21 protein-coding genes are annotated in these 24,858 nt (G+C 59.2%); 9 read left to right on the forward strand and 12 right to left on the reverse strand.

Going from position 1 to position 24,858, the window contains the following annotated elements:
- Positions 1-41: 41 nt before the first annotated feature.
- Both ACX80D_RS00985 and ACX80D_RS00990 read left to right on the forward strand, forming a co-directional pair.
- Positions 42-1,301, forward strand: coding sequence for an amidohydrolase (locus ACX80D_RS00985; RefSeq protein ID WP_459320666.1), 1,260 nt, complete (start codon positions 42-44; stop codon positions 1,299-1,301).
- Positions 1,302-1,658: 357 nt separating this feature from the next.
- Entirely contained in the window at positions 1,659-3,752 is a 2,094-nt protein-coding gene (locus tag ACX80D_RS00990) for a PhoX family protein (protein WP_459320667.1), read from the forward strand.
- Between the two features lie 343 nt (positions 3,753-4,095).
- Here the strand turns inward: ACX80D_RS00990 and ACX80D_RS00995 are convergent, their stop codons facing one another.
- The 6 genes from ACX80D_RS00995 to ACX80D_RS01020 all read right to left on the reverse strand — a co-directional run bounded on the left by ACX80D_RS00995 (position 4,096) and on the right by ACX80D_RS01020 (position 9,836).
- Entirely contained in the window at positions 4,096-4,587 is a 492-nt protein-coding gene (locus ACX80D_RS00995; protein ID WP_459320668.1) for a DoxX family protein, read from the reverse strand.
- Between the two features lie 280 nt (positions 4,588-4,867).
- Positions 4,868-6,118, reverse strand: coding sequence for an ABC transporter ATP-binding protein (locus tag ACX80D_RS01000; protein ID WP_459320669.1), 1,251 nt, complete (start codon positions 6,116-6,118; stop codon positions 4,868-4,870).
- Positions 6,119-6,148: 30 nt separating this feature from the next.
- Positions 6,149-6,991 (reverse strand): carbohydrate ABC transporter permease, encoded by an 843-nt coding sequence (locus ACX80D_RS01005; RefSeq protein ID WP_459320670.1) that lies wholly within the window; start codon positions 6,989-6,991, stop codon positions 6,149-6,151.
- Positions 6,988-7,917: a carbohydrate ABC transporter permease gene (locus ACX80D_RS01010; protein WP_459320893.1), complete on the reverse strand. Its 930-nt coding sequence runs from the start codon at positions 7,915-7,917 to the stop codon at positions 6,988-6,990. Before ACX80D_RS01010 ends, ACX80D_RS01005 begins: the two co-directional genes overlap by 4 nt.
- Positions 7,918-7,952: 35 nt before the next feature.
- A complete protein-coding gene (locus ACX80D_RS01015; protein ID WP_459320671.1) occupies positions 7,953-9,284 on the reverse strand; it encodes an extracellular solute-binding protein in 1,332 nt (443 codons plus the stop codon).
- 117 nt (positions 9,285-9,401) lie between these two features.
- A complete protein-coding gene (locus tag ACX80D_RS01020; RefSeq protein WP_459320672.1) occupies positions 9,402-9,836 on the reverse strand; it encodes a PLD nuclease N-terminal domain-containing protein in 435 nt (144 codons plus the stop codon).
- 83 nt (positions 9,837-9,919) lie between these two features.
- Here ACX80D_RS01020 and ACX80D_RS01025 point away from each other — a divergent pair, with 83 nt between their 5' ends.
- Positions 9,920-10,240, forward strand: coding sequence for a DUF4229 domain-containing protein (locus ACX80D_RS01025; RefSeq protein ID WP_459320674.1), 321 nt, complete (start codon positions 9,920-9,922; stop codon positions 10,238-10,240).
- A 10-nt stretch (positions 10,241-10,250) separates the two neighbouring features.
- Here ACX80D_RS01025 and ACX80D_RS01030 read toward each other — a convergent pair whose 3' ends face one another.
- The 6 genes from ACX80D_RS01030 to ACX80D_RS01055 form a co-directional block, all read right to left on the reverse strand.
- Positions 10,251-11,129 (reverse strand): 1,4-dihydroxy-2-naphthoate polyprenyltransferase, encoded by an 879-nt coding sequence (locus tag ACX80D_RS01030; RefSeq protein WP_459320675.1) that lies wholly within the window; start codon positions 11,127-11,129, stop codon positions 10,251-10,253.
- Positions 11,130-11,223: 94 nt separating this feature from the next.
- Positions 11,224-12,366 (reverse strand): AMP-binding protein, encoded by a 1,143-nt coding sequence (locus ACX80D_RS01035; protein ID WP_459320676.1) that lies wholly within the window; start codon positions 12,364-12,366, stop codon positions 11,224-11,226.
- A gap of 12 nt (positions 12,367-12,378) precedes the next feature.
- Positions 12,379-13,332 carry a 1,4-dihydroxy-2-naphthoyl-CoA synthase gene (locus tag ACX80D_RS01040; protein WP_459320677.1) on the reverse strand — a complete coding sequence of 318 codons (954 nt, stop codon included), beginning with the start codon at positions 13,330-13,332 and terminating at the stop codon, positions 12,379-12,381.
- Between the two features lie 190 nt (positions 13,333-13,522).
- Entirely contained in the window at positions 13,523-14,569 is a 1,047-nt protein-coding gene (locus tag ACX80D_RS01045) for a hemolysin family protein (protein WP_459320678.1), read from the reverse strand.
- Positions 14,562-15,923: a hemolysin family protein gene (locus ACX80D_RS01050; protein ID WP_459320679.1), complete on the reverse strand. Its 1,362-nt coding sequence runs from the start codon at positions 15,921-15,923 to the stop codon at positions 14,562-14,564. The genes ACX80D_RS01045 and ACX80D_RS01050 overlap by 8 nt, the downstream gene beginning before the upstream one ends.
- Before the next feature lie 320 nt (positions 15,924-16,243).
- On the reverse strand, positions 16,244-16,678 hold the full coding sequence (locus ACX80D_RS01055) for a DoxX family protein (protein WP_459320680.1): 435 nt from the start codon (positions 16,676-16,678) through the stop codon (positions 16,244-16,246).
- A gap of 197 nt (positions 16,679-16,875) precedes the next feature.
- Here ACX80D_RS01055 and ACX80D_RS01060 point away from each other — a divergent pair, with 197 nt between their 5' ends.
- From ACX80D_RS01060 to ACX80D_RS01085, 6 genes are all read left to right on the forward strand, one after another.
- Positions 16,876-17,484, forward strand: a complete 609-nt coding sequence (locus tag ACX80D_RS01060; protein WP_459320681.1) for a GNAT family N-acetyltransferase — start codon at positions 16,876-16,878, stop codon at positions 17,482-17,484.
- A gap of 1 nt (position 17,485) precedes the next feature.
- A complete protein-coding gene (locus tag ACX80D_RS01065; protein WP_459320682.1) occupies positions 17,486-18,202 on the forward strand; it encodes a tyrosine-protein phosphatase in 717 nt (238 codons plus the stop codon).
- Between the two features lie 42 nt (positions 18,203-18,244).
- The gene (locus ACX80D_RS01070; RefSeq protein WP_459320683.1) at positions 18,245-18,934 is read left to right on the forward strand and encodes a peptidylprolyl isomerase; all 690 of its coding nucleotides are present in this window, start codon (positions 18,245-18,247) and stop codon (positions 18,932-18,934) included.
- Positions 18,935-19,238: 304 nt separating this feature from the next.
- The gene (gene secA2, locus ACX80D_RS01075) at positions 19,239-21,560 is read left to right on the forward strand and encodes an accessory Sec system translocase SecA2 (RefSeq protein WP_459320684.1); all 2,322 of its coding nucleotides are present in this window, start codon (positions 19,239-19,241) and stop codon (positions 21,558-21,560) included.
- Positions 21,561-21,631: 71 nt separating this feature from the next.
- On the forward strand, positions 21,632-22,222 hold the full coding sequence (locus tag ACX80D_RS01080) for a dihydrofolate reductase family protein (protein WP_459320685.1): 591 nt from the start codon (positions 21,632-21,634) through the stop codon (positions 22,220-22,222).
- 74 nt (positions 22,223-22,296) lie between these two features.
- A complete protein-coding gene (locus ACX80D_RS01085; RefSeq protein ID WP_459320686.1) occupies positions 22,297-24,855 on the forward strand; it encodes a glycosyl hydrolase family 95 catalytic domain-containing protein in 2,559 nt (852 codons plus the stop codon).
- Positions 24,856-24,858: the final 3 nt, after the last annotated feature.

A 24,858-nucleotide genomic window follows, 5' to 3' on the forward strand; every position in this document is an offset into this window, starting at 1 on the left:
CAAGCGCAGCGAAGCATCCCGGTGGACAGTGAGGTAGACACATGTCAGACGTCAAAGCGGTTCTCGCAGCGTTGGATGAAGAACTCGTTTGGCAGCGTGAGTTTTATAGGCACCTGCATCAACATCCGGAACTGAGCTCTCAGGAGTTTGCCACCGCCCAGTCCATCGAAGAAAAGCTCACTAGCTTCGGTTTCGCGGTCCAGCGGATCGGCGGCACCGGAGTTGTCGGGGTCCTGGAAAACGGCACCGGCGCATGCGTGTTGGCCCGTGCCGACATTGACGCGCTGCCCGTTACCGAGGCCACCGGTCTGGACTATGCCTCCACGGCCATCGGCAAGGACACCGACGGTTCAACGGTGGGCGTCATGCACGCCTGCGGTCACGACGTCCACGTCACCGCGCTACTCGGCGCGGCCAAGCTGATGGCGGACGGGCGCGACTCCTGGTCCGGGACCTACATTGCCTTGTTTCAGCCGGCCGAGGAGACCGCCGCCGGTGCCCGTGCCATGCTCGACGACGGATTGCTCACCAAGGTGCCCCGGCCCGACGTCGCGCTTTCACAGCATGTGATGGCTACCGAGGCAGGCACCATTGGCACCACGGCCGGGCCCATCCTCTCTGCCGGTGACTCCGTGAAAATCACCGTCCACGGGCGCGGCGCCCATGGGTCCATGCCGCACAATTCCGTGGACCCGGTGGTGCTGGCCGCCTCTATTGTGATGAAGCTGCAGACCATCGTCTCGCGCGAGACCATGCCCGGCCAGTTTGCTGTGGTCACAGTGGGCGCCTCCAACGCCGGCACCAAATCAAACATCATCGCCGACCGCGCCGTCTTGCTGCTGAACATCCGCACCTATGACACCGAGTCGCGTGGGCGCGTCATTGCCTCGATCGAGCGGATTGTGCGCGGCGAATGCGCCGCCTCCGGATCACCTAAGGAACCCGAGTTTGAGTATTACGATCAGTACCCGCTGACCACCAACGATGCGCAGGTGAATGCGAAGGTCACGGCAGCTTTCACCGAGCACTTTGAACCCGGAATGGTTTACCAAACTGCCCCGGCGACGGCGTCGGAGGATTTCAGCAGGCTGCCGGACGCCTTCGGCATTCCCTATACCTACTGGACGGTTGGATCGGTACCGCCGGAGATCTACCGCGCGGCCGTGGAAAAGGGGACGGTGGCCCAAGATATTCCGGGGAACCACTCACCATTCTTCGCTCCCGCAGTGGATCCCACGCTCGGTGTGGCCACTCAGACGCAGGTTGTTGCTGCATTCGCGTACCTCGCCAAGGAGAGCTGACTTCCAGCACTGCGATAAATTTGGCACGGCTGAGTTAAGTCAGTCCTTGAAGATCAACAGCGGGCAAGCCGCATGTGGCAGGTGACGGAGGCTCGAAGGTAGCGGCCGGACCCGCGGGCTGGCTCATAGGTCCTAAGTAGCTGGCTGCTCCTAGGCCGCTGGACATGGTTGCTTGGCCTAGTTTTGGGCGCTCGCAGGGTGCCATGGAGTATGCAAGGGTTTGGGGGATTCTGCTCCGGCCATAGTTCATAGTTCATGGTTCGCATCCTATTAACCTGCCGTTCAGCGGATCCCAGCCAACTCGTCGCCCAGCCCTGCCACAGTGGCTGCATCGCATCCACGTTAGGGAGATTTGCCATGAATGACTTGAAGAAGCTTTTGCCCATGCTCGGCCATACGCGGGGCAAGCGCAGTGCCGTCACCTGCCAGCTCAAGTGCGACAATGCTTGTTCCAAGGCCGTGTGCAACACCTCCACCAACAATTACTTCCGCGACATTGTCTCCACGGAGTTCTCACGCCGTTCGGCGATGGGCATCGGCTTGGCCGGCGTGCTCAGCACGGCCGTGATGGCCCAGGGCAATGGCCACGTCAATAGCGGAAACGGCCACGGCAACAACGGCCACGGCAACGGAAACGCCAAGAACGGCAAGCTCGCGTTCGCCCCGATCAAGCCGGTGGACGCCGCCGTCGACGCGTTCAACGTTCCCGAGGGCTACACCTGGGCACCGATCATCCGCTGGGGCGATCCGCTGTTCAATGAATCGACAGATTTTGACTTCGCCAACCAAACCGCAGAGTCACAGGCTGGCCAGTTCGGTTACAACAATGACTATCTGGAAATTCTCCGCCAGCCCAATGGCAAAAAGGGCTTGCTCGTCACCAACCATGAGTACGCGAATCCGCAGATCATGTTCCCGGCCGCACCAGCCAACGCAGCTGAGGAAGCGCAGCGTCGCAACATCTTCCGCAACGCCGTGGGCATGAGCGTGGTCGAGTTGGAGCGCGATATGAAGGGGGAGCCGTGGGAGTACATTCGCGGTGGCAAGCTGAACCGACGCATCACCCTCGATACCAAGTTTGAGCTGACGGGCCCGGTAGCAGGCTCTGATCTCGTGAAGACGGCGGCAGATCCCGAAGGCCGCTTTGTTCTAGGAACCTTGGGTAACTGCGCCGGCGGAACCACCCCTTGGGGCACCATTCTCTCTGGTGAGGAAAACTTCAACGGTTTCTTCCGCACCGAAGGCACCAGCGATGGTGACCGCCGCTACGGCCTGAGCGACAGGTCCACCGGCATGGGTTGGGAGCTGGAGGATCCCCGCTTTGACGCTCGCGGCGATGACTACCGCAACGAGCCCAACCGCTTCGGCTACATTGTGGAAATTGATCCGGAAAACCCCAACTCGGTCCCCAAGAAGCACACCAGCATGGGCCGTTTCAAGCATGAAGGCGCCAACATCATCATCGCCGATAACGGCAAGGTAGTTGCCTACTCTGGCGATGACGAGCGCTTCGATTACCTGTACAAGTTCGTCTCCAAGAACAAGTATAAGAAGAACAACAAGGCTCACAACATGACCTTGTTGAGCGAGGGCGATCTCTACGCAGCTCGGTTCACCGGTGATTCGGCTGCCGAGATTGACGGTTCCGGCACGGTCCCGGCCGATGGTGCATTTGATGGTTCCGGCACGTGGTTGCCACTGGTGGTCAACGGCAAGAGTGCTATTGATGGCATGAGCGTTCAGGAAGTTTTGGTCTACACCCGCCTGGCCGCGGACAAGGCTGGCGCTACCAAGATGGACCGCTGCGAGGATGTTGAGCCGAACCTGAAAACGGGCAAGGTCTACGTGGCCTGCACCAACAACACCAACCGCGGAGTCGGTGCCAACGCAGTTGCTGATGAGGCAAACCCGCGCACCAAGAACCGCGATGGTCACATTGTGGAAATCACCGAGCGTCGCAATGGCTCCACGGCAACCACGTTCAAATGGAACCTGCTGATGCTCTGTGGTGACCCTGCCACGAACTCAACCACCTACTTCAGCGGCTTCCCGGTTGATCAGGTTAGCCCCATTTCCTGCCCGGATAACTTGGCGTTCGATACCCAAGGCAACTTGTGGATCTCCACCGATGGCGCCCCGGGGGTCATTGGCTACAACGATGGTCTCTTCAAGGTGGGTCTTGAGGGTACTAACCGCGGCAACGTGCAGCAGTTCGCCTCCATGCCGCGCGATGCCGAGACCTGCGGACCCATCATTCACGACGATGAATCCATGGTCTACGTTGCCGTGCAGCACCCGGGCGAGGATGGCACATACGGGGCGCACACCTCGCACTTCCCGGACTACGTTGCTGCGGGTGCCACCCCGAGGCGCGGCGAGGTGCGTGCGCCCCGCCCCTCGGTGATCCAGGTGTTCCCGAAGGATTCGGGCAAGGGTAAGGGCAAGCGCTAACAGCATCACCTTTTGAAGTACGACGGCGGGACCTAGCTTTTGTGGCCAGGTCCCGTTCTGCGTGACTCACGTTGGGCAGAGCCCTTTGATTTTCCGCTTAGGTAGAACTTCGAAGCTCGCCGCCCGCTTCACCATCCCCTGGGTTGGGCGATGGGTTTGACCAAGACGTGGTTTCTCGCAACCACCGTGTCTCCAATCGCATGAGTCACACCACCCTTGAGGATTCTCTGTGTTGCCTTTTCGTCGTGACAGGGGTGCATTAGTGCTTGATAGTCCGGCTTTGGTGCAGTTTTTGAAAGTGGATGGCTAGTCAGAGTGTCGAAGGAAAAGAATGCCTCCGTGGTTACTTTCGGCCGGTCTGAGGGGCGTCGGAGCGTGGCGAGGAGACGCGGGGCCTGTCTTTCCAAGCGCCGGTTGACCACAGAGTCACCGCGATGAGTGCTGGCTGGAAGAAAAGTCGCACCAGGCGCTTGGCGTCGGTATCAAGCCCAAAGCCGTCGCGCGCATTCAGCCACTGGGCGATGTTCCCGGGGAAGACGGCGATAAAGAACAGTGCCACCACCCACCCCACAGGGACACGCCGCCTCGCGAGCAATATCAGCGCGGCACCAAGGGTGATCTCGACAATGCCGGAGGCTACGACAACCAGGTCGGCATCAAGTGGTACGAACTTTGGGACCTGCGCCTGGAATTCCTCGCGGGCGACCGTCAGATGGCTGACGCCGGCGAAGGCAAGCATTGCCCCCAGTGCTAGACGACCGATCGTGCGTCCCGCGGATGTGCGTCCCGACGGCGCCACGAGTCGTGCTAAGAATGACTTGCCGTGATCAGTCATTGGGCACCAACAAGGTGACGTTGAAGGTTGCATCCGAGGTAGAGACCTTGCCTTCCCTCCCATGACCGGTCGGAAGCGCGTCGGCAGTGTATAGAGCGTTCATGATTAATACCTTTCGGATGCTTGCTTTTCTTGGAAGGTGGCGCCGCCGGGTCTCGTATCCTCCCGGGGAACCTGCGTGATTGGGTAGACGCTGTTCACTGATGAGGCCTGCACCACAAAAACAATGTGGTGCAGGCCTCATCGGTGAACTACATAAATATCACACAGGCTGATGCCTTCAGGTTGTTGCTTCCTGCCGTGCCGAATCAATTTCTTCGGCTCGTTCGGCATTGGCCTCCGCCGTCAATCGGGCTCCCTCTTCTGCATCGAGGGTCAGATTTTCCCCCGTCTTTGGATCGAAAAGGTGCAACCGGCGCGTATCCAGCCATAGCTCTGCCGGACGCCCGCCACGGATCTTACTGGCGGCATCCAATGTCACCACCACTTGAGGACGCAGTTCATCGGCGTCCATGTCACGGGCCAAGCTGTTGAGCATTTCCCGGACTTCAGGTGCCGGATCGAAGTTAATGTATCCATACTGCTCATTCCCCAACCACTCGGTGTGGGTCAGTTCAGCAGTGAATGTGGAGCCGTGGTGAAGCTTGTGCTCCTCTACCAATGAAGCGTCCTCGAAGAACTCCGGACGTAACCCCACCAGCAACACTGGACGGTCTCTGCCCTTGTCCGCTTTCTCAGGAGAAATTTCAATATCCCCGATGGCCGTGGTCAAAATGTTTCCCTCCAGGCTTGCCGGGAGGAAATTCATTGAGGGAGAGCCGATGAAACCAGCCACGAACAAGTTAACAGGCTGTTCGTAGAGCTCACGCGGTGAGGCTATCTGCTGTAGCTCGCCCTTCTTAAGTACGGCCACTCTGTCACCAAGAGTCATGGCCTCGGTCTGATCATGCGTGACATAGACCGATGTAGTGGCCAGCCGGCGCTGCATCTGAGAAATTTCTGAGCGCATCTGCCCACGCAATTTGGCGTCCAGGTTTGAGAGCGGTTCATCAAAAAGGAAGGCGTCCGCCTGGCGCACAATGGCCCTGCCCATAGCGACCCGTTGGCGTTGTCCACCGGATAGGTTGGCGGGTTTGCGTTGCAGATGATCGGTAAGTTCCAACATGGATGCAGCGTCTGTGACAAGTCGGTGGACATCCTCCTCCTTGTGTTTTCCCTTGGCCAAGCGCAAGGGGAACGCAATATTTTCATACACGGTGAGGTGCGGGTACAACGCATAGTTCTGGAAGACCATGGCAAGATTCCTCTCACGCGGAGCCTTGTCATTGGCGCGTTGTCCGCCAATCAACAATTCTCCGGAGGTAATGTCTTCCAAGCCCACGATCATGCGCAAAATGGTGGACTTGCCACAGCCGGAGGGGCCTACCAAGATGACAAATTCGCCGTCGGCAATGTCTATGCTGACATCGTTCACTGCCGGAAAACCGTCCCCGTACTTTTTGACGATATTTTTGAGGGTGATAGCAGCCATGCTCGCGATCCTATTCTGTGAGTAAGGGTTTCAGCCCTTGACGGCGCCCTGGGTCAAGCCTGAGACAATTTGGCGTTGGAAAAGCAGTACCAACAAGACCACGGGTATGGTCACGATGATGGCCGCGGCGGAGATGGCTCCCGTGGGCGCTTCAAACTGGGATGCGCCGGTGAAGAATGCCAGTGCTGCCGGGACTGTGCGAGCTGTTTCCGTGGAGGTGAGGGATATGCCGTACACAAAGTCATTCCAGGCGATGAAGAAGGCAATGATCGCCGTGGTGAAGACTCCGGGTGCGGCTAGTGGAACTATCGCTTTGCGGAATGCCTGCCATGTGGTGGCCCCGTCCACTTGTGCTGCCTGTTCCAGCTCCCAAGGAATCTGGCGGAAGAATGCTGCCAGTGTCCAGATTGAGATGGGCAAAGTCAGGGACAGGTAGGGAATGATCAAACCGAGCCAGGTGTCATAGAGGCCAATGTTGCGCCACAGGTTGAATAGCGGGGTGACGATCGAGATGACCGGAAAAATTGAGACGGCCAACGCGGTGGTCAACACAATCTTCTTGCCGGGAAAGTCTAGTCTCGCAATGGCGTAGGCACACAAGGTGGCTAGTACTACGGCGATGAAGGTTGCAATCAACGCGATCCCGATCGAGTTGCGTAATGCAGAGAGGAAAAGTCCCTGCGCATCGCCGATCAGTATTTGTTCGTAATTCTCCAAAGTTCCGGCACCTGAGCTGGGAAGGAATTTTCCTGATGTGAGATCGCTGGGTGCCTTGAACGAGGTGGAGAGAATAGATGCCACGGGAAATAGCGCGTAAATCAGCACGAGTACGGCGATAACTGACCAAATGATCTTCTGTTTTCCGCTGGTCATGACTTGCCTCCCTGCGTTCCGGCGAGATCCACTTTGAAAAGTTTGATGGCTACAAAGCAAATAATCAGCACACACACAAACAAAAGCACTGAGATGGATGAGCCAAGCCCAATTTCCAGCCGGGAGATGGACGTTCGGTAGGCCAGCAGGGACAGTACCTCGGTGCCATGGGCCCCGTTGGTCATGATGAAGACGTTGTCAAAGATCCTGAAGGCGTCCAGGGTGCGGAACAAGACAGCAACCATAATGGCCGCCTTCATATTGGGAACAATGACCTTGCGGAAACGTTCCCACCATGTAGCCCCATCCACCTGAGCAGCCTCGGTGAGTTCGCTTGGCACCTGTGCCAAGCCAGCTAGCAGAAGCAACGAAATGAACGGGGTGGTTTTCCAGATTTCTGACGCCATGATGACGAAGAGCGACGGCCAAAATTCAGCGAACCAGTTCAGGTCCGTATTAACCCCCGGGATCCAACTGAACCAATGATTGACGTAGCCGGAGTTGATGTCGAAGGCGTAGAACCATGCGTAGGCCGAGACGACAGTAATGATGCCGTACGGGACGAGGATGGCCGTGCGCAGCAGACCGCGCAGGGATTTGATCGCCTTGTCCATCACCAGCGCCAGGGCGAAGCCCAGAATCAGCTCGATCACCACGGTGATGATGGTGATCAGGACTGTGACGCCCAGGTCCCGCCACCAGACAGGATCCGAAAGAACGGTGATGTAGTTGGCGAACCAAATGAACGCCTTGTCATCAGGAGCTGTCAGTCTTAGGGAGAACAGCGAGTCCCAAAAGGCTTGGAGGATCGGATACAAGGTTACGGCCAGCATCACGATGAAGGCTGGCCCGGCGAGATACCAGCCGAGCCTTCGCTCGGACTTGGCTCGGTCGCTCAAATGCGAGCGGTGGCGTTTGGGACGCACCGGTTGTGCGCCCTTAGATTCTTTGATTGAGGTGCTCACAGCAGCCTTTCCCCCCTAAGTACAGCAAGGATGAAATCTTGGGAATTCTGTGGAGTCGTTGCCGGATCCACCGCTGAGGGTGGAGTCCACCGCTGCTGTAGTCCCGTGGAGATTTCGTTGTAGAACGGAGTCTGCGGCCGGGGTGCGGCGAGCTGGAGCGATTCGCGGATGGTTGGAGCCATAGGAAATTGTTCTTCCACCCGCGGATCGTCATAGGCGGTGGAATTTGAGGGCGGATTACCGTTGGTCACAAAATACGTGGCCTGATTTTCCGGGGAGGTGATGCATTCAATCGCCTGGTAAGCGAGGTCCTTGTTTTGGCTCTTGGAGCCAACTCCCAAATTGATTCCGCCCAGTGGAGGGGCCGTGTCTGTCTCGGCGTCGACCCGAGGATAGAGGGCCCAGCCAATGTCATCGAGGACTGCTTGGTCAACGCTTCCTGCCTTCACAGCCGCATTCGTGGCGGGCCAGACGAAGGGATAGTTGACCATAAAGGATCCTTTATCCCCTTGGAAGAGGATCATGGAATCATTTTCTGTTGATGTGGGAAGACCCGGACCGCCCAGATTTTTCTTTCCAATGGTGCCAATTATTTCCGCGGCCTTTTCGCCTTCGGGCGTGGTCAGCCCGAGCTGGATCTCATTAGCCGGGGCTCCAGGGTTCTGCAGAATTTGGCCGCCCGCGGATTCAATAAGCGCGTTGATCCATACGGTCATGGACTCCGCTTGGGAGCCCTGGACCCCCAGATATTTATCTTGCGTCTCTGCGGCGTCCATGATCTGTTGCCAAGTAACCGGGTTGCTCATATCCAAACCTGCGGCTTCGGCGACGGATTTGCGGTACCACAGGATTTGGGTGTTGGCCCAGAAGGGAACAGCTACCAGTTGGTCATTCCAGGTAGCCCCCGCCAGTGCGCCATCCAGGACGTCTTTACTGGCCCGTTGGGCCACGTCTTCAGGTATCGGCGCCAGAAAACCAGGCTCGGCCAGTTCGGGGATGAACGGCGGGTCAATGCTCATAATGTCTAGCGATGAGTCGCCGGCAGCAAGGCGGCGAGCCAGCTGTTCACGCTGAGCGGCAGCATCCTTAGGCAAAAGAGAGGTTTCGATCCGGTATTCGCCGTTTGCCGCTGTGGTGCAAACCTTGGCCAGTTCGGCTTGACCGCCGTCGTCCGGGTTGATGTACCACGTCAGAGTTGGAACGCCATCAGCTGGCGCGCAGCCGGGCAATACGGTTGCGCCAATCCCCAGCGCCAGTATCGAAGCCCAGAGTCTGAGCCTTCTTCGTCTCCCGCCCCCGCGGATCCTCATGGCACTTGGTTCTGGCATAGTACGCTCCCTCCCAACGCAGCCATCGGCGCACTCCCTTTGCGGGAATTCGTAACCGACTGTGATTTACACCATAGCTGCGTGAGGGCCGCTTGGCCATGGGAGGCGTCGGCGCGGCTACTTCTTCGTTTCGTCGTTCGGGTGCTCTTCGCGGAGTTTGGCTTCGCGGGCGTCTAGATCGGCCTTGAGCTTGCGGAGCCTTTCGGCTTCGAGCTTCTGGGCCCTCTTCACTGCCAGATTGCGCAGGAACTCGGGATCGTCGTCGGGCGCGGTAGAACGCTTGGGAGTGCCGCCTGTGGTGGGCCGGCGCTGTCCAGAAGAGGTAGGGCCAAACGAGGAGGAGGAGGAGGAGCTGCCCGAACCTGAACGGGCATACCGCGGGCGGCCAAAGAGGAACCAAAGTGCAACGCCAATGACGTTCAGGAAGATGATCACCAGAATCCACGCAGGCTTAGGGATGCTGCGTACGTCGCGGGCTTCACTGCGGATGCAGTCAATGAGTCCGTACACAAATAGGACAACACCGATGGTCACTGGAATGATATAGCGCATACCTCATTCTACCGGTGTGAGAAAAATCAGCACCCTAGTTTAGCTAAGGGGAGACGTCCAGCTTCAGCGGCTAAACTTAGCCCGTGGCTTTCTTCAAATACTCCCTGATCCGTGGCGTGCTCTTTCTGGCGTTCTTCCTCATCGCTTACCTGGCGCTGAACTTTACCCCGCTCACTGCGGCTCTGATCGCTGCTCTGTGCGCCTTCGTTGTCAGCTTCATCTTCCTGCGCAAGCAGCGCGCAGGAGCAACCGCGGTGGTCGCCAAGACCTTCGCCCCGAACGCCACAACAACCCAGTCACCTGCGGCCATGGCAGACGCCGACGCTGAAGACGCTCTGGTTGATGAGAACCCCGACATCTGGATCGACGCCGACCGCAAACCAAGCAGCACCAACCTGGACTAGTAACACTGGGCTACAGCGCGGTAAGCACCATGGCCACGGCAAAGAGCACACTGAAGCCGAGGTTGATCAGTCCTGTTTGCTGTAATACCGGGATCAGGCTCTTGCGCTTCTTGCCCTTGAGCATCAGCCAGCTTGGCATCAGCATGGCCGGCACCAGCAGCAGGAGCAGCAAAATCCATGGCTTGGAAGGCACCAAGAACATCATCAGCCCCACCGACAGTGCCAGCATCACCACGTAGCTGAGCCGCGCATTCTTATCGCCCAACCGCACCGCCAGTGTCCGCTTTCCCACTTCGCTATCCGTGGGGATGTCGCGGACATTGTTAGCCATCAAAAGTGCGACGGCGATCAGTCCCGTTGCGATAGAACCCAACACTGCCGCCGGGCTCACCTGACCGGCCTGCGTGAAGGTGGTGCCCAGGGTCGCCACGGGGCCAAAGAAGACAAACACAAAGACATCGCCGAGCCCCATGTAGCCGTAGGGATTCTTACCGCCGGTGTAACCCCACGCAGCGAGCACTGCGCCGGCGCCCACCAGCAGCAGCCACCACGCGCTGGAGGCCAGAACCAGCCCCAAACCGGCCAGCATGGCCAGCCCAAACATGGTGAAAGCCGCCATTTTTACGTGGGCCGGCTTGGCAACACCGCTACCTACTAGCCGCAGCGGGCCAACCCGGACCTCGTCGGTGCCACGGATGCCATCGGAGTAGTCGTTGGCGTAGTTCACGCCAATCTGCAGGAGCAAGGCTACTAGCATGGCCAAAACTGCGCGACCCCAGTCCAAGGCACCAAGATCGTAGGCCGCAGCCGTACCGATAATGACCGGAGCCACTGCCATGGGGAGGGTCCTCAGACGGGCTCCGGCAATCCATTGACCCACAGTGGCCACAGCGGTACTCCTTTAGAACTCATAAAACGTTAGCGAACAAGATGATGGCGGCTCAGAGACTGGGCCTAAAGCTTATTCTGCCTCTTTTCCTGACTCAGTCTGCTTGCGCAGCACCGGTCAATGCCGCCAAAATTGCCGTCCTATCAGGCTTTCCATTGGGCAGCAGGGGCAACTCGGAGACGAACACCACAGTCTTGGGGAGAAGCTGCGGTTCCATCAGGGCGGCGGCGGCGGCCAGCAGCTCGGCCTCGGTGCACGATCCAACCACCATGGCGGCCACCTGCTGACCCCACTCCGCGGACGGAACGGGAAGCACAAACGCCTCGCGAACGCCCTGTACCCGGTGCAGACCGTCGGTCACGGCACCGGCAGAAACCTTCAGCCCGCCGGTGATGATCACGTCATCAACACGTCCCAACACACGCAGCCGTCCCTCACTATCCAGCTCGCCTAAGTCGCCGCTTTCATACCAACGCACCATCTCGCCGTCGTGCTCTTCCTCAGAGAAAGTCGCCTCGGTGAGGGCGGCGTCGCCCAGATAACCGGCAGCCACTACATCCCCGCCGAGCCAGATCCGGCCCTCGCGTATGGCGACGTGCACGCCCTCGAGCGGGACGCCGTCGTACACGCAGCCACCGCACGTCTCGGACATACCGTAGGTGGTGACTACGTTCAGCCCGGCACCGCGCGCGGCCTCGAGCAGCACGGGGTTGATGGGCCCGCCGCCGAGCAGGATCGCGTTGAAGCGACGCAAAACGGTCAGTGTTTCGGCGCTCGGGTTAGTCAGTAAGCGCGTGAGTTGCGTGGGGACCAGCGAGGTAAAACGCATCTTGTCGGTCAGTTCAAGGGCGGCCTCGGTGAACGCCTCGGGGGTGAATCCGCCGCTCAGATCCATAGCCCATGGGCGCGTGCCGGCGAATAGGCTGCGTACCAGAACCTGCAGCCCGGCCACGTAATTCATTGGCAGCGCCAGGAGCCACTGGCCCTCGCCTTGCAGCGTCAGTGCCGTGCCCACCGATGACGCCGCTAGCGAATCGACGCTGAGCATGGTCCGTTTTGGCGTGCCCGTGCTCCCGGAGGTAAGTACGACGGCGGCAATCTCAGTCTCGCTGTCAGCTGGCAGTCCCAGCTCAGTTTGCGGTATGAGTTCGTAGCTACCGTCGGCGGCAATTTGGACTGCGGGGCCAACGCCCGCGAGTGCTTCGGAGAGTACCTTGAGCAGGGGTTCGATGTTCATGTGCGCCTGAATTTAGAAGTAGTAAGGGTAGGAAGACCAGTCGGGGTCGCGTTTTTCCAGGAACGCTTCCTTGCCCTCAACGGCCTCATCAGTCATGTAGGCCATGCGGGTGGCTTCGCCGGCGAAGACCTGCTGGCCAGCTAGACCGTCGTCGGCCATGTTGAAGGCGAACTTGAGCATGCGGATGGCTTGCGGGGATTGGCGGGCAATATCTGCCGCGTATTCCAGGGCCACATTTTCTAAGTCCTGGTGGTCCACGGCCTCGTTGACGGCACCCATGGCGACCATGTCCTCGGCGGAGTATTCACGGGCCAGGAAAAAGATCTCCCGAGCTTTCTTCTGGCCGATCTGGCGGGCCAGCAGAGCCGAGCCGTATCCGGCGTCGAAACTTCCCACAGTGGCGTCCGTCTGCTTGAACTTGCCGTGTTCGCGGGATGCAATGGTCAGGTCTGAGACCACGTGGAGGGAGTGGCCGCCGCCCGCAGCCCAGCCGTTGACCACGGCAATGACTACCTTGGGCATGGTGCGCATGAGGCGCTGGACTTCCAAGATGTGGAGGCGTCCGGCGCGGGCCGGGTCAATGGTTTCCTTGGTTTCGCCCTCTGCATAGCGGTAGCCGTCGCGGCCGCGGATGCGCTGATCGCCGCCGGAGCAGAAGGAATGGCCGCCGTCTTTCGGGGAGGGGCCGTTGCCGGTGAGCAGTACGGTGGCCACATCCGGGGTCATGCGGGCGTGGTCCATGGCGCGGTAGAGCTCATCGACCGTTCCGGGGCGGAACGCGTTCCGTACCTCCGGGCGGTTGAAGGCGATGCGGACGGTGGGGAGATCTCTTGTGATGCTTCCGTCTTCTCCCCGTTCCACCTGGCGGTGGTACGTCATGTCGGTGAAGTCGAAGCCCTCAACCACGCGCCAGCGGGTGGGATCGAAGATGTCAGATACCTGGGGAGGAAGATTCGTTGCGTTCACGCTAACGATCTTAGCTGGCAGCGTGAGCTAGAGCGCAGTGAGCGTTAATCTTCACTCTCGTGGCGGTGACGACGCTGAAGCAGAGACCTCTTTTGAATATCTATGAACGCTCTGTTTGAGCGCTGCTGCCAGCGCATGCGGTGGTGGTTTGCACGTTACGGCTGCGCAAACCACCACGGCATGCGAGTTGCTACGGCAACTTGGTGGTGCTGTCTTGAACCTCGCCCACCAGTTCCTCAATGATGTCTTCTAGGAACAGCACGCCCGTTGCGGTGCCCTGCTCGTTGAAGACCTGTGCCACGTGAGCGCCTGTGCGGCGCATGGCCGCCAAGGCGTCCTCCAACTCGCTACTGCCAACCGTCGATGCCAGTTTGCGGATCCGCTTAGCAGGCACCGGCATGGTGAAAGCGTCGTCGTGGGTCAGATCCATGACGTCCTTCAAATGCAGGTAACCGGTAGGTTCGCCGTCATGATTCGTCAGAATGTAGCGGGAGAAGCCGTGGTTGGCGACGGCCTTTTGAATGTCCGCAGGGGTGGAATCCTGAGCCAACAACACCATCTCATCCATGGGGACCTCAACATCGGAGACCTTCTTGGTGGTGAACTCAAAGGCCTTCGAGAGGGTCCCGCTCGTGTCAGCTAAGAGTCCGTCACGGGTTGACTGTTCAACAATGCCGGCAACCTCATCCAGCGTGTAGGTGCTGGTGGCCTCATCCTTTGGCTCAACACCAAACAGTCGAAGAATGCCGTTGGCAATCCCATTCAGGGTCCAGATCACCGGCTTGAAGATCTTGGCAACCAAGACCAATGGCGGGGCCAGGATCAACGCGGCACGCGTGGGGACAGAGAAGGAGATGTTCTTGGGCACCATCTCGCCAATGACCACGTGCAAGAAGGTGACCAGTAAGAGCGCGGTAATGAAGGCGATGATGCCAATGGACTCCGCTGAGAGACTTGTCAGTCCGAGCGGAATTTCCAGCAAGTGGTGAATGGCAGGCTCTGAAACATTCAGGATGACCAGTGAACAGACGGTGATACCCAACTGGCTGGTGGCCAACATCAAGGTGGCGTGTTCCATAGCCCACAGCGTGGTTTTGGCCGCCTTGCTACCCGCCTCAGCCTTGGGTTCAATTTGTGAACGGCGGGCCGAAATGACAGCAAACTCGGCGCCTACGAAGAACGCATTGACTACCAGCAGTACCACCAGCCAGATGATTCCGGGAAGATACTCACTCATGGCCAAGCTCCTGGGTTAAATCGTCGATAATCTGATCGTGGGGGCTCTTGGGTGGCTCCTGGGACTCTGCTGCGGTGAACTTCAGCCGCTCAACGTGGGTACCCAAGACGCGCTCCACCCGCAGGCAGCCGCCGTCGATCATCACTTCATCGCCAAGCTCCGGAGTGCGGTCAAGCTGATTGGCAATGAATCCGGCCAGCGTGTCATAGTCTTCGCCGTGCTCAACCTTGATTCCTGTGCGTTCAAGAAGTTCATCGGGACGCAAGGAGGCATCGAAGGTGATGGAGCGTTCGGTGCGAACTACGCCAGCACGGGCGCGGTCATGTTCGTCCTCGAGCTCGCCCACAATTTCCTCAACCAGGTCTTCCAGGGTGACGATGCCGTCGGTGCCGCCGTGTTCGTCAGAAACAATGGCCACTTGCAGGCCTTGCTTGCGCAGCAGCCCTAGCAAGGCGGAGACTCCCATGGATTCGGGCACCATGAGGGGTTCCACCATCAGGTCCGATGCCAACACGTCTCGGCGCTCGTCGCGGGGGATGGCGAAGGCCTGCTTGACGTGCAGGACGCCCAAGATATGGTCGCTATCGCGTCCAATGACCGGGAAGCGGGAGTAGCCAGTCTCAAGCGCGATCTTGAGGATGTGATCGGCGTTATCCGTGGAGTTCACGGAGATCATCCGGACACGGGGAGTCATGACATCACCTGCGCTGTGTTCGGAAAAGCGCAGAGTTCGGTGCAGGAGAGCGGCGTGATCAAGGTCGAGCATGCCTTCCAAGGCCGAACGGCGCACCAGGGAGCTGAGTTCTTCCGCGCTACGCGCACCGGACAGTTCTTCTTTGGGCTCAATGCCAAAGGAGCGGATGATCTTGTTGGCGGTGTTGTTGAACAGCAAGATGACAGGCTTGAAGACGGTGGTGAACAGTGCTTGGAAGGGGATGACCACCTTGGCTGTGGCCAAGGGGAGCGCTAAGGCAAAGTTTTTTGGTACTAGTTCACCAATAATCATGGAGAAGATGGTGGCGATAAAGATACCGATGACCGCGCCAATGGCCGGCACCAACGATTCGCTGAGGCCTAGGGACATCAGCGGCTCACGCAACAGTGAACTGATGGCCGGTTCAAAGGTGTAACCGGTCAGCAACGTGGTGAGGGTAATGCCTAGTTGAGCACTGGAGAGGTGCGTTGAGGTGATTTTCAGGGCCTTGATGGTGGGACCTAGGCGCTTTTCCCCGCGCTCCGCGCGGGCTTCGAGCTCATTTCGGTCCAAGTTGACCAAAGCAAATTCAGAGGCAACGAACAATCCGGTGCCAACCGTGAGGACGAGACCGATTCCGATCATGATCCATTCGTACATTAGAGGCGCCCCTCTCTAACTCTTTCCGCTATCGCGGATGGTTTGTGGAGGGGCCAGGGCATATGTGTTGGGGGGTCATCCATAGTGAAACCGAGTATAACGGGTCAAACTGTGGACAAACCCGGAGCTCAATCCTTGGTATATACGCAAATCCCTGGGATGGGCCTGCGCATAGCCAAAGTCGACTTTGCATATACGCACGCCACGCCACGGGCGGTTGCGGTGCAATCATTCTGCCGCAACGCGGGCGGGTGTGGCTGCGTATAAATAAAGGCGCACGGCCCCTGTTGGGGCCGTGCGCCTGATTACTTCAGCGGAGCTTATGCCAGAACGCGCAGCTTGGAGCTGGTGCGGCCAAACATGGCGTTGTCAAGTGAGAGCTTGCCGGGGCCAACCAGGGCAACTGCCAGAGCCGATGCGCCCAGAAGGAGAACCAGTTCGTAGCCGCCAGCTTCTACGAATACGCCTGCGGAGGCGTGGACCAAGATGATGGCGCCGAGCATGTTCACTGTCAGCAGTGCTGCGAAGGGTCGTGTTGCGAGGCCCAGGATCAGGGCGATGCCGCCAACCAATTCCAGTGTGGCAATGATCGGTGCGATCACATCAGCGGCCGGGACGCCCATTTGGGCAAAGGCGCCTTGGGTTCCAGCGATGGTGAATTCGTTGTACTTCTGCCAGCCGTGGGCGGCGAAGAGGAAACCAACCACAATGCGGAGGACGGTTCGGGCGGCTGTGTTCAGGGCAAGGTTGTTCATAGGATTCTCAACGTCTCATTAGGTGGTCATGGGGCAGGCCTTCCAGGAAGAAGCGCCGAGCATCAAATCATTGAAGCTTCAACAAAATCATGACATGCCATAGGTTGATGTGTCAACTAATTCTCTCAGGGACCTTCAGTGTGGACCGCTTGACCGCGAATCGAAGCCTCACTATCGACATCGGCTACTGTTTTTTCATGAGCCCTCTAACACCCGTCACCCTCCGCGGAAAATATGTGACTCTCGAGCCACTGAGCCTTGATCATCACGATGATTTGGTTGCTGCCGCGTCCGACGGCGAGCTGTGGAACCTTTGGTACACCTCCGTGCCGCGACCTGAAGATATGCGTGCGGAGATTGAGCGTCGCTTGGCGCTGCAGGATGCTGGCTCGATGCTGCCATTCACCACTCGCCTGAACGATCCGGTAACCGGGAAACCCGGAAAAATTGTTGGTATGACGAGCTACTGCAACATCAATGCCGAACTGCCGCGCTTGGAAATTGGATACACCTGGAACGCGGCCAGTGTTCAGGGAACTGGCACAAACCCGGACAGCAAGCGGCTCCTGCTCGAGTACGCTTTTGAAACTCTGGGCTGCGTGGCCGTTGAATTCCACACGCACTGGATGAATATGCAGTCACGTGAGGCGATCGCCCGGCTGGGCGCCAAGCAGGATGGTGTGCTCCGTGCCCATCGCCGTATGCCTGATGGCTCACTGCGCGACACTGTTGTTTTTTCCATTCTGGCCGCCGAGTGGCCGCAAGTCCGTAGCGGGCTCGACTTCCGCCTGAACAAGGAGCGCTGACATGGATACCTCCCAGCCAGCCACCCCGCAGCAGTCCGCACCACGTTGGGAAGGTGCCGTCAACGCCCGACATCTTGCCGGCGATATCTATCGGATGGGCCGCAGTGAGTGGCTCACCGAGCGTGGCTGGGAACAGCTCTACGACGACGGCGTTCGCACCATTATCGATCTGCGGAACGCGGGGGAACGCAAGCGCCGGCCCACCGACCCGGTGGTGGGAGAGACTGCTCAGGCGAGGTTCGTCGTCGTGCATTCACCAACGGAAGACCCCGACGATCCGCTGTACCAGGAACTGTTCCACCCCTACATGAACCATCCCCGGCTTTACGCGGACATTGTGCGACTTTTCCCGCTGCAGGTGGCAAGGGTTTTCAAGGAGTTGGCGGCCGCGGAAGGCAATGTGGTGATTCATTGTTCGGCGGGACGGGACAGGACTGGGCTGATCGCCACTTTGCTACTGACTATGCAGGGGCAGGCTGCGCGGACCGTGGCCGAGGATGCATTGGCCACGCGCGGTATCAACGAGTGGCATTTGGTGGCGCCGGTGAAGCACCCCTATGAGCGGCACCTGGATGCGGCCGAGATTCAAGAGTTAGTGCAGGGACGTGGCGAGGCTTTGCAGAAATTCGCTGAGACCATTGACGTGCGGAATTTTTTGTTGAATAACGGCGTCAGTGCGGGGGAGATTGATGCCGTGATGGCGCGGAGCAGCGTGTAGCGGTGGCGAGGGCCAGTGTAGATCTCTTCTAGACTGAGCGGCATGCATAATCCTCAAGCCAAACCCGCTGCCTCCGCCAATTCCAAGAAAATGGTCCTGTTGATTGTCGGGTTGATCGTGGCGCTGGTGATCATTGTTGCTGGTGGGGTGGCGCTGATGTCTAAGACGGGGGAGGGTAGCGATCAAGAAGCTGTGGGGGCCACGGCCGCAACTGCGCCCGACCTCGCGAAGGCTGAAGGCCGCGAATGGCGCGGCACCTTGGAGTTCAATGGTGCTGAACTGGGCGTGACACTGTTTGGTGACAAGGCTCCGCAGGCTGTGGCGTCGTTCCTACATTTGGCGCAAACGGACTTCTTTGTCGATACCAAGTGTCACCGCTTGACCACAGGAGGGTTCGACATTCTGCAGTGCGGTGATCCCACTGGAACCGGAACGGGTGGGCCCGGCTACGAATTTGGTCCCGTTGAAAATGCGCCAGAAAACAATGTGTACAAGCGTGGCACTCTGGCCATGGCGCGCACCAGCAATCCAAACAGCAACGGCAGTCAGTTCTTCATTGTTTACGGTGACACCACCATTGGCCGAGATGCTGCTGGCGGGTACACCGTGATGGGTGAGATTACCAGTGGACTGGAAGCCGTGGAGAGCGTCGCTGAGCAGGGAACCACGAGCGGGGCGCAGGATGGCGAGCCGGTTGCGCCCGCTGTGCTGGGAGCAGCGCACTTTGAATAAAGGGTTCTTCCTTGCGAATGAGCGTGGTTTTAGCCGGTTCTCGTTGAGCTGCGCAGTGCTTGGGTGGGCGCGCCCCGGGCTTCGTTGCGGGTGGCTGAATTGATCGTTTCTACATCATTTCTACGTATAGATTTCCAGACTAGTGTCTAGTTTTCTAGACCCAAATCTAGTTCTTCCGTGAACGATGAGCGTTGCTTGGCATAATGAGCTGGCGGATATTCTCCTCCCGTAATTGTGTTCCGCATCATGCCATGAGTACCGTTGAGATTACCGGCTGCCCGAACACCCCACGACTCGAGGATCCTTGCTTCTCCCCAAGAAATTCAAGAACTGGCTCTTCAATACCCCTGGGGTTGCAGATACGGCAACGTCCAACGGGCTAGTTTCCAGAGCTGCTGCACGGGCTGCCACCTTGGAATTAGAGCCTGCTCGCAAACTGTTGCAGCAGCTCACCGATAGTGCCGCTTGGGATGATTCTGAGCTAGAAAACTACCTCGCTATGGCTAAGGTTTTTGTTCAAGAATCCCTAGACATGGCACTGTTTGACACCCAGCTGCTGGCCGCTGCCACCATGTTGCGCGGCACCGTGGTGGAGATGGACACCGGTGAAGGTAAAACCTTGGTGGGTGCACTGGTTGCCGGAGCCCATGCGCTTCAGGGCAAAAGAGTTCATATCCTGACAGTCAACGATTATTTGGCTGCGCGTGATGCTGCCTGGATGAAACCCTTCTTTGAACTACTTGGGGTTGAAGTTGCAGCGGTGACCGAGGCCTTGGAACCGCAGCAGCGCCGCGAAGCGTATCAAGCAGACATTGTGTACGTCTCCGTCAATGAGCTGGGCTTCGATGTGTTGCGAGACCGCACCTGCACCGAGCCGGAACAAGCCACCTTGCAAGCTTTTGAGGTGTGCATCGTGGATGAGATCGACTCTGTTCTGGTGGACGAGGCTACGGTTCCGCTTGTTTTAGCGGGCCGGGCGCGCAATGAGTTGCAGTCCGTGGATGTGGCGGACTTCGTCAAAGAACTGCGCCCTGGGATCGACTTCACTGTGGAAGCAGACAAACGCAACGTGTCCCTGAGCGACTCTGGTTTGGCACACGTGGAGGCGAGGTGGCCCGGCGTCGAACTTTATTCGGCGGCAGGGACTCCGCTGTTTTCCTCCATTAATACAGCCCTGCACGCGGAGGTTCTGCTGCAGCGCGATGTTGACTACATTGTGCGCGACGGCAAGGCCGAAATTGTCTCCGATTCCCGCGGCCGCATTGCTGCGTTGCAGCGTTGGCCAGATGGTCTGCAGGCTGCCGTGGAAACCAAGGAGGGGCTGCATAAAACAGAACAGGGCGAGATTCTGGACCAACTATTGGTGCGGGATCTAATCAAGAGTTTCACCACGGTCACAGGAATGAGCGGCACCGCGGTGGCCGTTGCGGAGTATCTGCGCACGCATTACGAGCTCGACGCCGGCAGGGTGGACTCCCATAAAACGTGCATCCGGGTGGATCAGCCGGAGAAGATTTACGCCACGGCGCTCCAGCGCGATGCCGCGGTAGTGCTGGCGGTGCAGGATGCTCACGCCACCGGCCAGCCAGTGCTTTTGGGTACGCACGACGTGGCCACCTCTGAACGTTTCGCGCAGCTGTTAGCGGTGGCGGGCATCGACGCTCAGGTTCTGAACGCCCGCAATGACAGCCTCGAAGCGCAGGTCATTGCGCAGGCCGGGCGCCGGGGGAGCGTCACGGTTTCTACGCAGATGGCTGGCCGCGGTACCGATATTTTGCTGGGCGGGACGCCCATGGATCCCGCCGCGCATGCCGAGGTAGCTGCCTCGGGCGGGCTGCTGGTCATCGTTGTGGGGCGTTTTTATTCGCCCCGACTGGACGCCCAACTCCGCGGCCGTGCCGGGCGGCAGGGCGATCCTGGCGCCAGTATCATTTTCTCCAGCATGGAGGATCCTGCCTCTAATGGTCAGGAAGCGTATGGCCTAGAACTCACCGACGCGGTGACTCAAGAAGCTGACGACGCCGGATTGGTCACCCGGGCGGGTGTCTCCGCGCTCTTGGACAAGGCGCAACGTCTCGCCGAGGCCGAGCGTTTCACCACGCAGCAGAACTCGTGGAAGTACAACGAGCTGATCGCTTACCAGCGCAAGGTGGTACTGGCCGATCGGGAGCGGATCTTGCACGAACCCGAAGCGACCTTGGACAGTATGGACAGTATTGCCGTGGGGCCCCGGCTGGATGAGTTGCTCGCGGTGCTGGGCGATGCCGAACTAGCTCGAGTGTGCCGTGCGGTGATGCTCTTTGAACTGGACGCACTGTGGAGTGACCACCTGGCCCAGCTTTCGGAGCAGCGAGCCGCCATCCACCTGCGGGCACTCGGCCGGCAAAACCCGTTGGATGAATTTCGCCGCGAGACCATCAGAACTTTTGAAAGCTTCCTCGAGGACGCTCGCGCCAATGCGCTGGAAACCGTGGAGTCCCTCGAGGTCACTGCCGGTCATGTTGATCTTGAGGCGGCAGGCATCCGCAGCGGCTCAACCACGTGGACCTACGTTGTGGACGAAAACCCGTTCGGAAACCCTAGCGACCAAGCCATCAAATGGCTCTTGAAAAAGATGGGTAAATAGCTATCCAGCCCCGCCCAATGCGCGAATACTGGTGAACAACCAGGTAAAAATCGGCAGGGGAGACGCACACCATGGGCAAGCTCATTTACGCAGCCATCACGTCCTTAGATGGCTACATTGAGGATAAAGATGGCGGCTTTGGCTGGGCCATGCCGGACGATGAGGTCCACAGCTGCATCCACAAGCTGCAAGAAGATATTGGCACGTTCTTGTTGGGGCGGCGCATGTACCAAACCCTGCAAGTGTGGGAAGAGTTCTACGGGAAAACCGATCTCATGAAGGTGATGCGGGATTACGCCACCCTGTGGCACGCCACGGACAAGGTGGTGTTCTCGAAAACCTTAGACGAGGTGGCCACGTCCCGGACCAGGATCGAGCGCGACCTTGACCCAGAGGCCATCCGCCTCATGAAGGCAGAATCCGATCATGACCTCTCGGTGGGTGGTGCCGATCTGGGTGGCCAAGTATTGCGGGCCGGGTTGGTGGATGAAATACACCTCTTCATTTCACCGGTCATGGTCGGGGGAGGGAAGCCGGCACTTCCCGAGATTAGGGAGACCCGGCTGGAACTGCTGGGACAGCAACGCTTTGGCAACGGCGTCGTACATCTGCACTACGCCGTAAAGAACGGCCAGCAAGCCACCAATCTGCCTAAATTCTAGGCCGTCACAAAGGGCAGGTTGCGCGCCATTTCTGGAAGCATAGAGAGGAACAATCCACCCTCCAGAAAGCAGCTATGAGCCACGATTTTGACCGCGCACCGACCCCGATAAAGTCAGCGAAGGAAGCGGCAGCGCAGCTCTTGACGGAGCTACCGGAGGCGTCCCTAAGCGCCGATGCGCACACACTGTGGTTCGATGCGCCGGCGCAGGAATTCACGCAGGCGCTGCCGCTGGGCAACGGCCGGCTCGGAGCCATGTGTTACGGCGGGGTGGGCGGTGGCCGGATCACGCTCAACGATTCCACGGCCTGGTCCGGTGGGCCCGGAAGTGAGTCGTCCAAGACCAATGGTCTCAAGGACGGCCCGGACGCCATTGCCCGGGCGCGGGAGGCGGTGGCCGCGGGCCATCACAGCGCTGCCGAAGCCGAATTGGCCGCGGTGGCCACGGCGCATACGCAAAGCTATTTGCCGTTTGCCGAGTTGTCGCTCGAGCTGGACTTTGGCTCCGGTGCCCCGGGTGATGACGCTGGCGCTGCTCAGCCCGCCACTACCACGTCTGCCCAGCATTACCGCCGAACTCTGGATCTGCGCAGCGCAATGCATGAACACAGTTACACGGTCGCTGGCCGGAGCATCACCGAGCAGGTCTATGTGTCCGCCGCCCATCAAGTGTTGGTGCTGGAGCTTCGGGTGGTGGGCGCTCCCTTGGCCAAAGTCACCTCCTCCTTGACCAGCCAACTACGCATCCAATCCGCCACCTCGGGCCCCGGAACTGCCACGCTCGAGCTGCAACTGCCCACTGATGCAGCGCCCGACTATGCCAACCCGCCCACCGGTATCCAGTACGATCAGCCCGGCATGGAATCGTTGCGCGGAACCGTGGTTGCGCACTGGCAGCATGACGGCACTGAAGTTCTGAGCGGCGCTGAACTAGCCAACGGAACTGAACTAGCCAACGGCACTGACCATCCCGACGCCGGGACGTTGGCTGCCGCTGGCGTCTCCCGATTGCGCATTGTGCTGGCTACCGCCACCAACTTTGTGGGCTCGCACCTTCCGCTGGTTCCGCACAGTGGGGCGCCGCTCAAGCAGGCCACCGCTTTAGTCCAAGCCGCCTCAGCCATGACGTCGGCAGAACTTTTCCAGGCTCACACGGCCAATCACCAGGAGCTGTACGCGAGGGCAGAACTGGATTTGGGCGGCTCCGCCACTAGCGAGAGCGGTGATGTGGAGCGGCCCACCAATATCCGCATCCGTGAAACTCCGTCCGATCCCGCGCTCGCCGCTCTCCTGTTTAACTACGGCAGATACTTGCTCATCAGCAGCTCGCGCCCGGGAACCTTGGCCAGTACCTTGCAGGGAATCTGGAACGAGTCCATGACGCCGCCGTGGAGTTCCAACTTCACCATCAACATCAACACGCAGATGAATTATTGGGCCGCCGAGGGCGCCAACTTGGCCGAGTGCCACGAGCCGCTTTTTGACCTCCTCGAAGCCCTATCCGTTAAAGGCCGCCATACGGCACGCACTGTCTATGGACTCGATGGCTGGGTTGCGCACCACAACACGGACGCCTGGGCCTTCACCTCACCGGTAGCTGGCGATGCATCCTGGGGATTTTGGCCTATGGGCGGCGCCTGGCTGGCCACGCACCTATGGGAACATGTTCGCCATGGCGGCGGTGAGCAGTTCGCCGCCAAACGTGCCTGGCCCATCATCAAAGGCGCCAGCGAATTCGCCTTAGGCTGGCTGATCCCGCAATCCGACGGCACCTTGGGCACCTCCCCATCCACCTCCCCGGAAAACCACTTTCAAACAGTGGACGGAACCATTGCCTCAGCCAGTGAAAGTTCGACGGCGGACCTCACCATCATGGCCCGGCTCTTCCATGCGGCACTTGAGTTAGCGCCAGCGGGGGAGCCTTTGGTGCCGCAGCTTGAGGCTGCGCTGAAGCGTTTGCCGCAGATCCCGGTGGCGCCGGATGGAACCATCCAGGAATGGGCGCAGCCTTATGGTCAACCGGAACCAACGCACCGGCACGTCTCCCACCTGTACTTTGCCTACCCGGGCGAGACAGAACTGACCCCGGACTTGGTGCAAGCCGTAGCGCGCACCCTGGACGCCCGTGGCGATGATTCCACCGGCTGGTCGCTAGTGTGGAAGCTGGCACTCCGGGCCCGGTTGAAGGATACTGCGGCCGTGGAACGGCTCCTGGCCCTCGTTTTTAGGACCGCCGGGGAGCAGCACAGCCCCCATGCAGGCGGGCTCTACCCCAATATGTTTGCGGCGCATCCACCGTTCCAGATCGATGGCAACTTTGGTTTTGTGGCGGGCGTAATGGAGTGTTTGGTGCAAAGTCATGTCGGGCACATTGAGCTGTTGCCAGCGGTTCCCGCTCTGTGGCCACAAGGATCAGCCCGCGGACTGGTGGTGCGCCCGGGCCTTTTGTTGGATCTGAACTGGAGCTCGGATGCAGGTGCCATCACCCTGCTCAGCGCCCGGCTGCGGGCCAAATCTGGGAGCACAGCCGGGACGGTGAAGGTCACCTGGGGTGAGCTAAGCGCCGTCGTGCATGTTAGTGAGAATGCGTGGACTGAGCTGACTCCCAGCGATTTTTGCTCCCAAGAAATATAAAGG

Source organism: Arthrobacter sp. Sr24 (genome assembly GCF_054511175.1).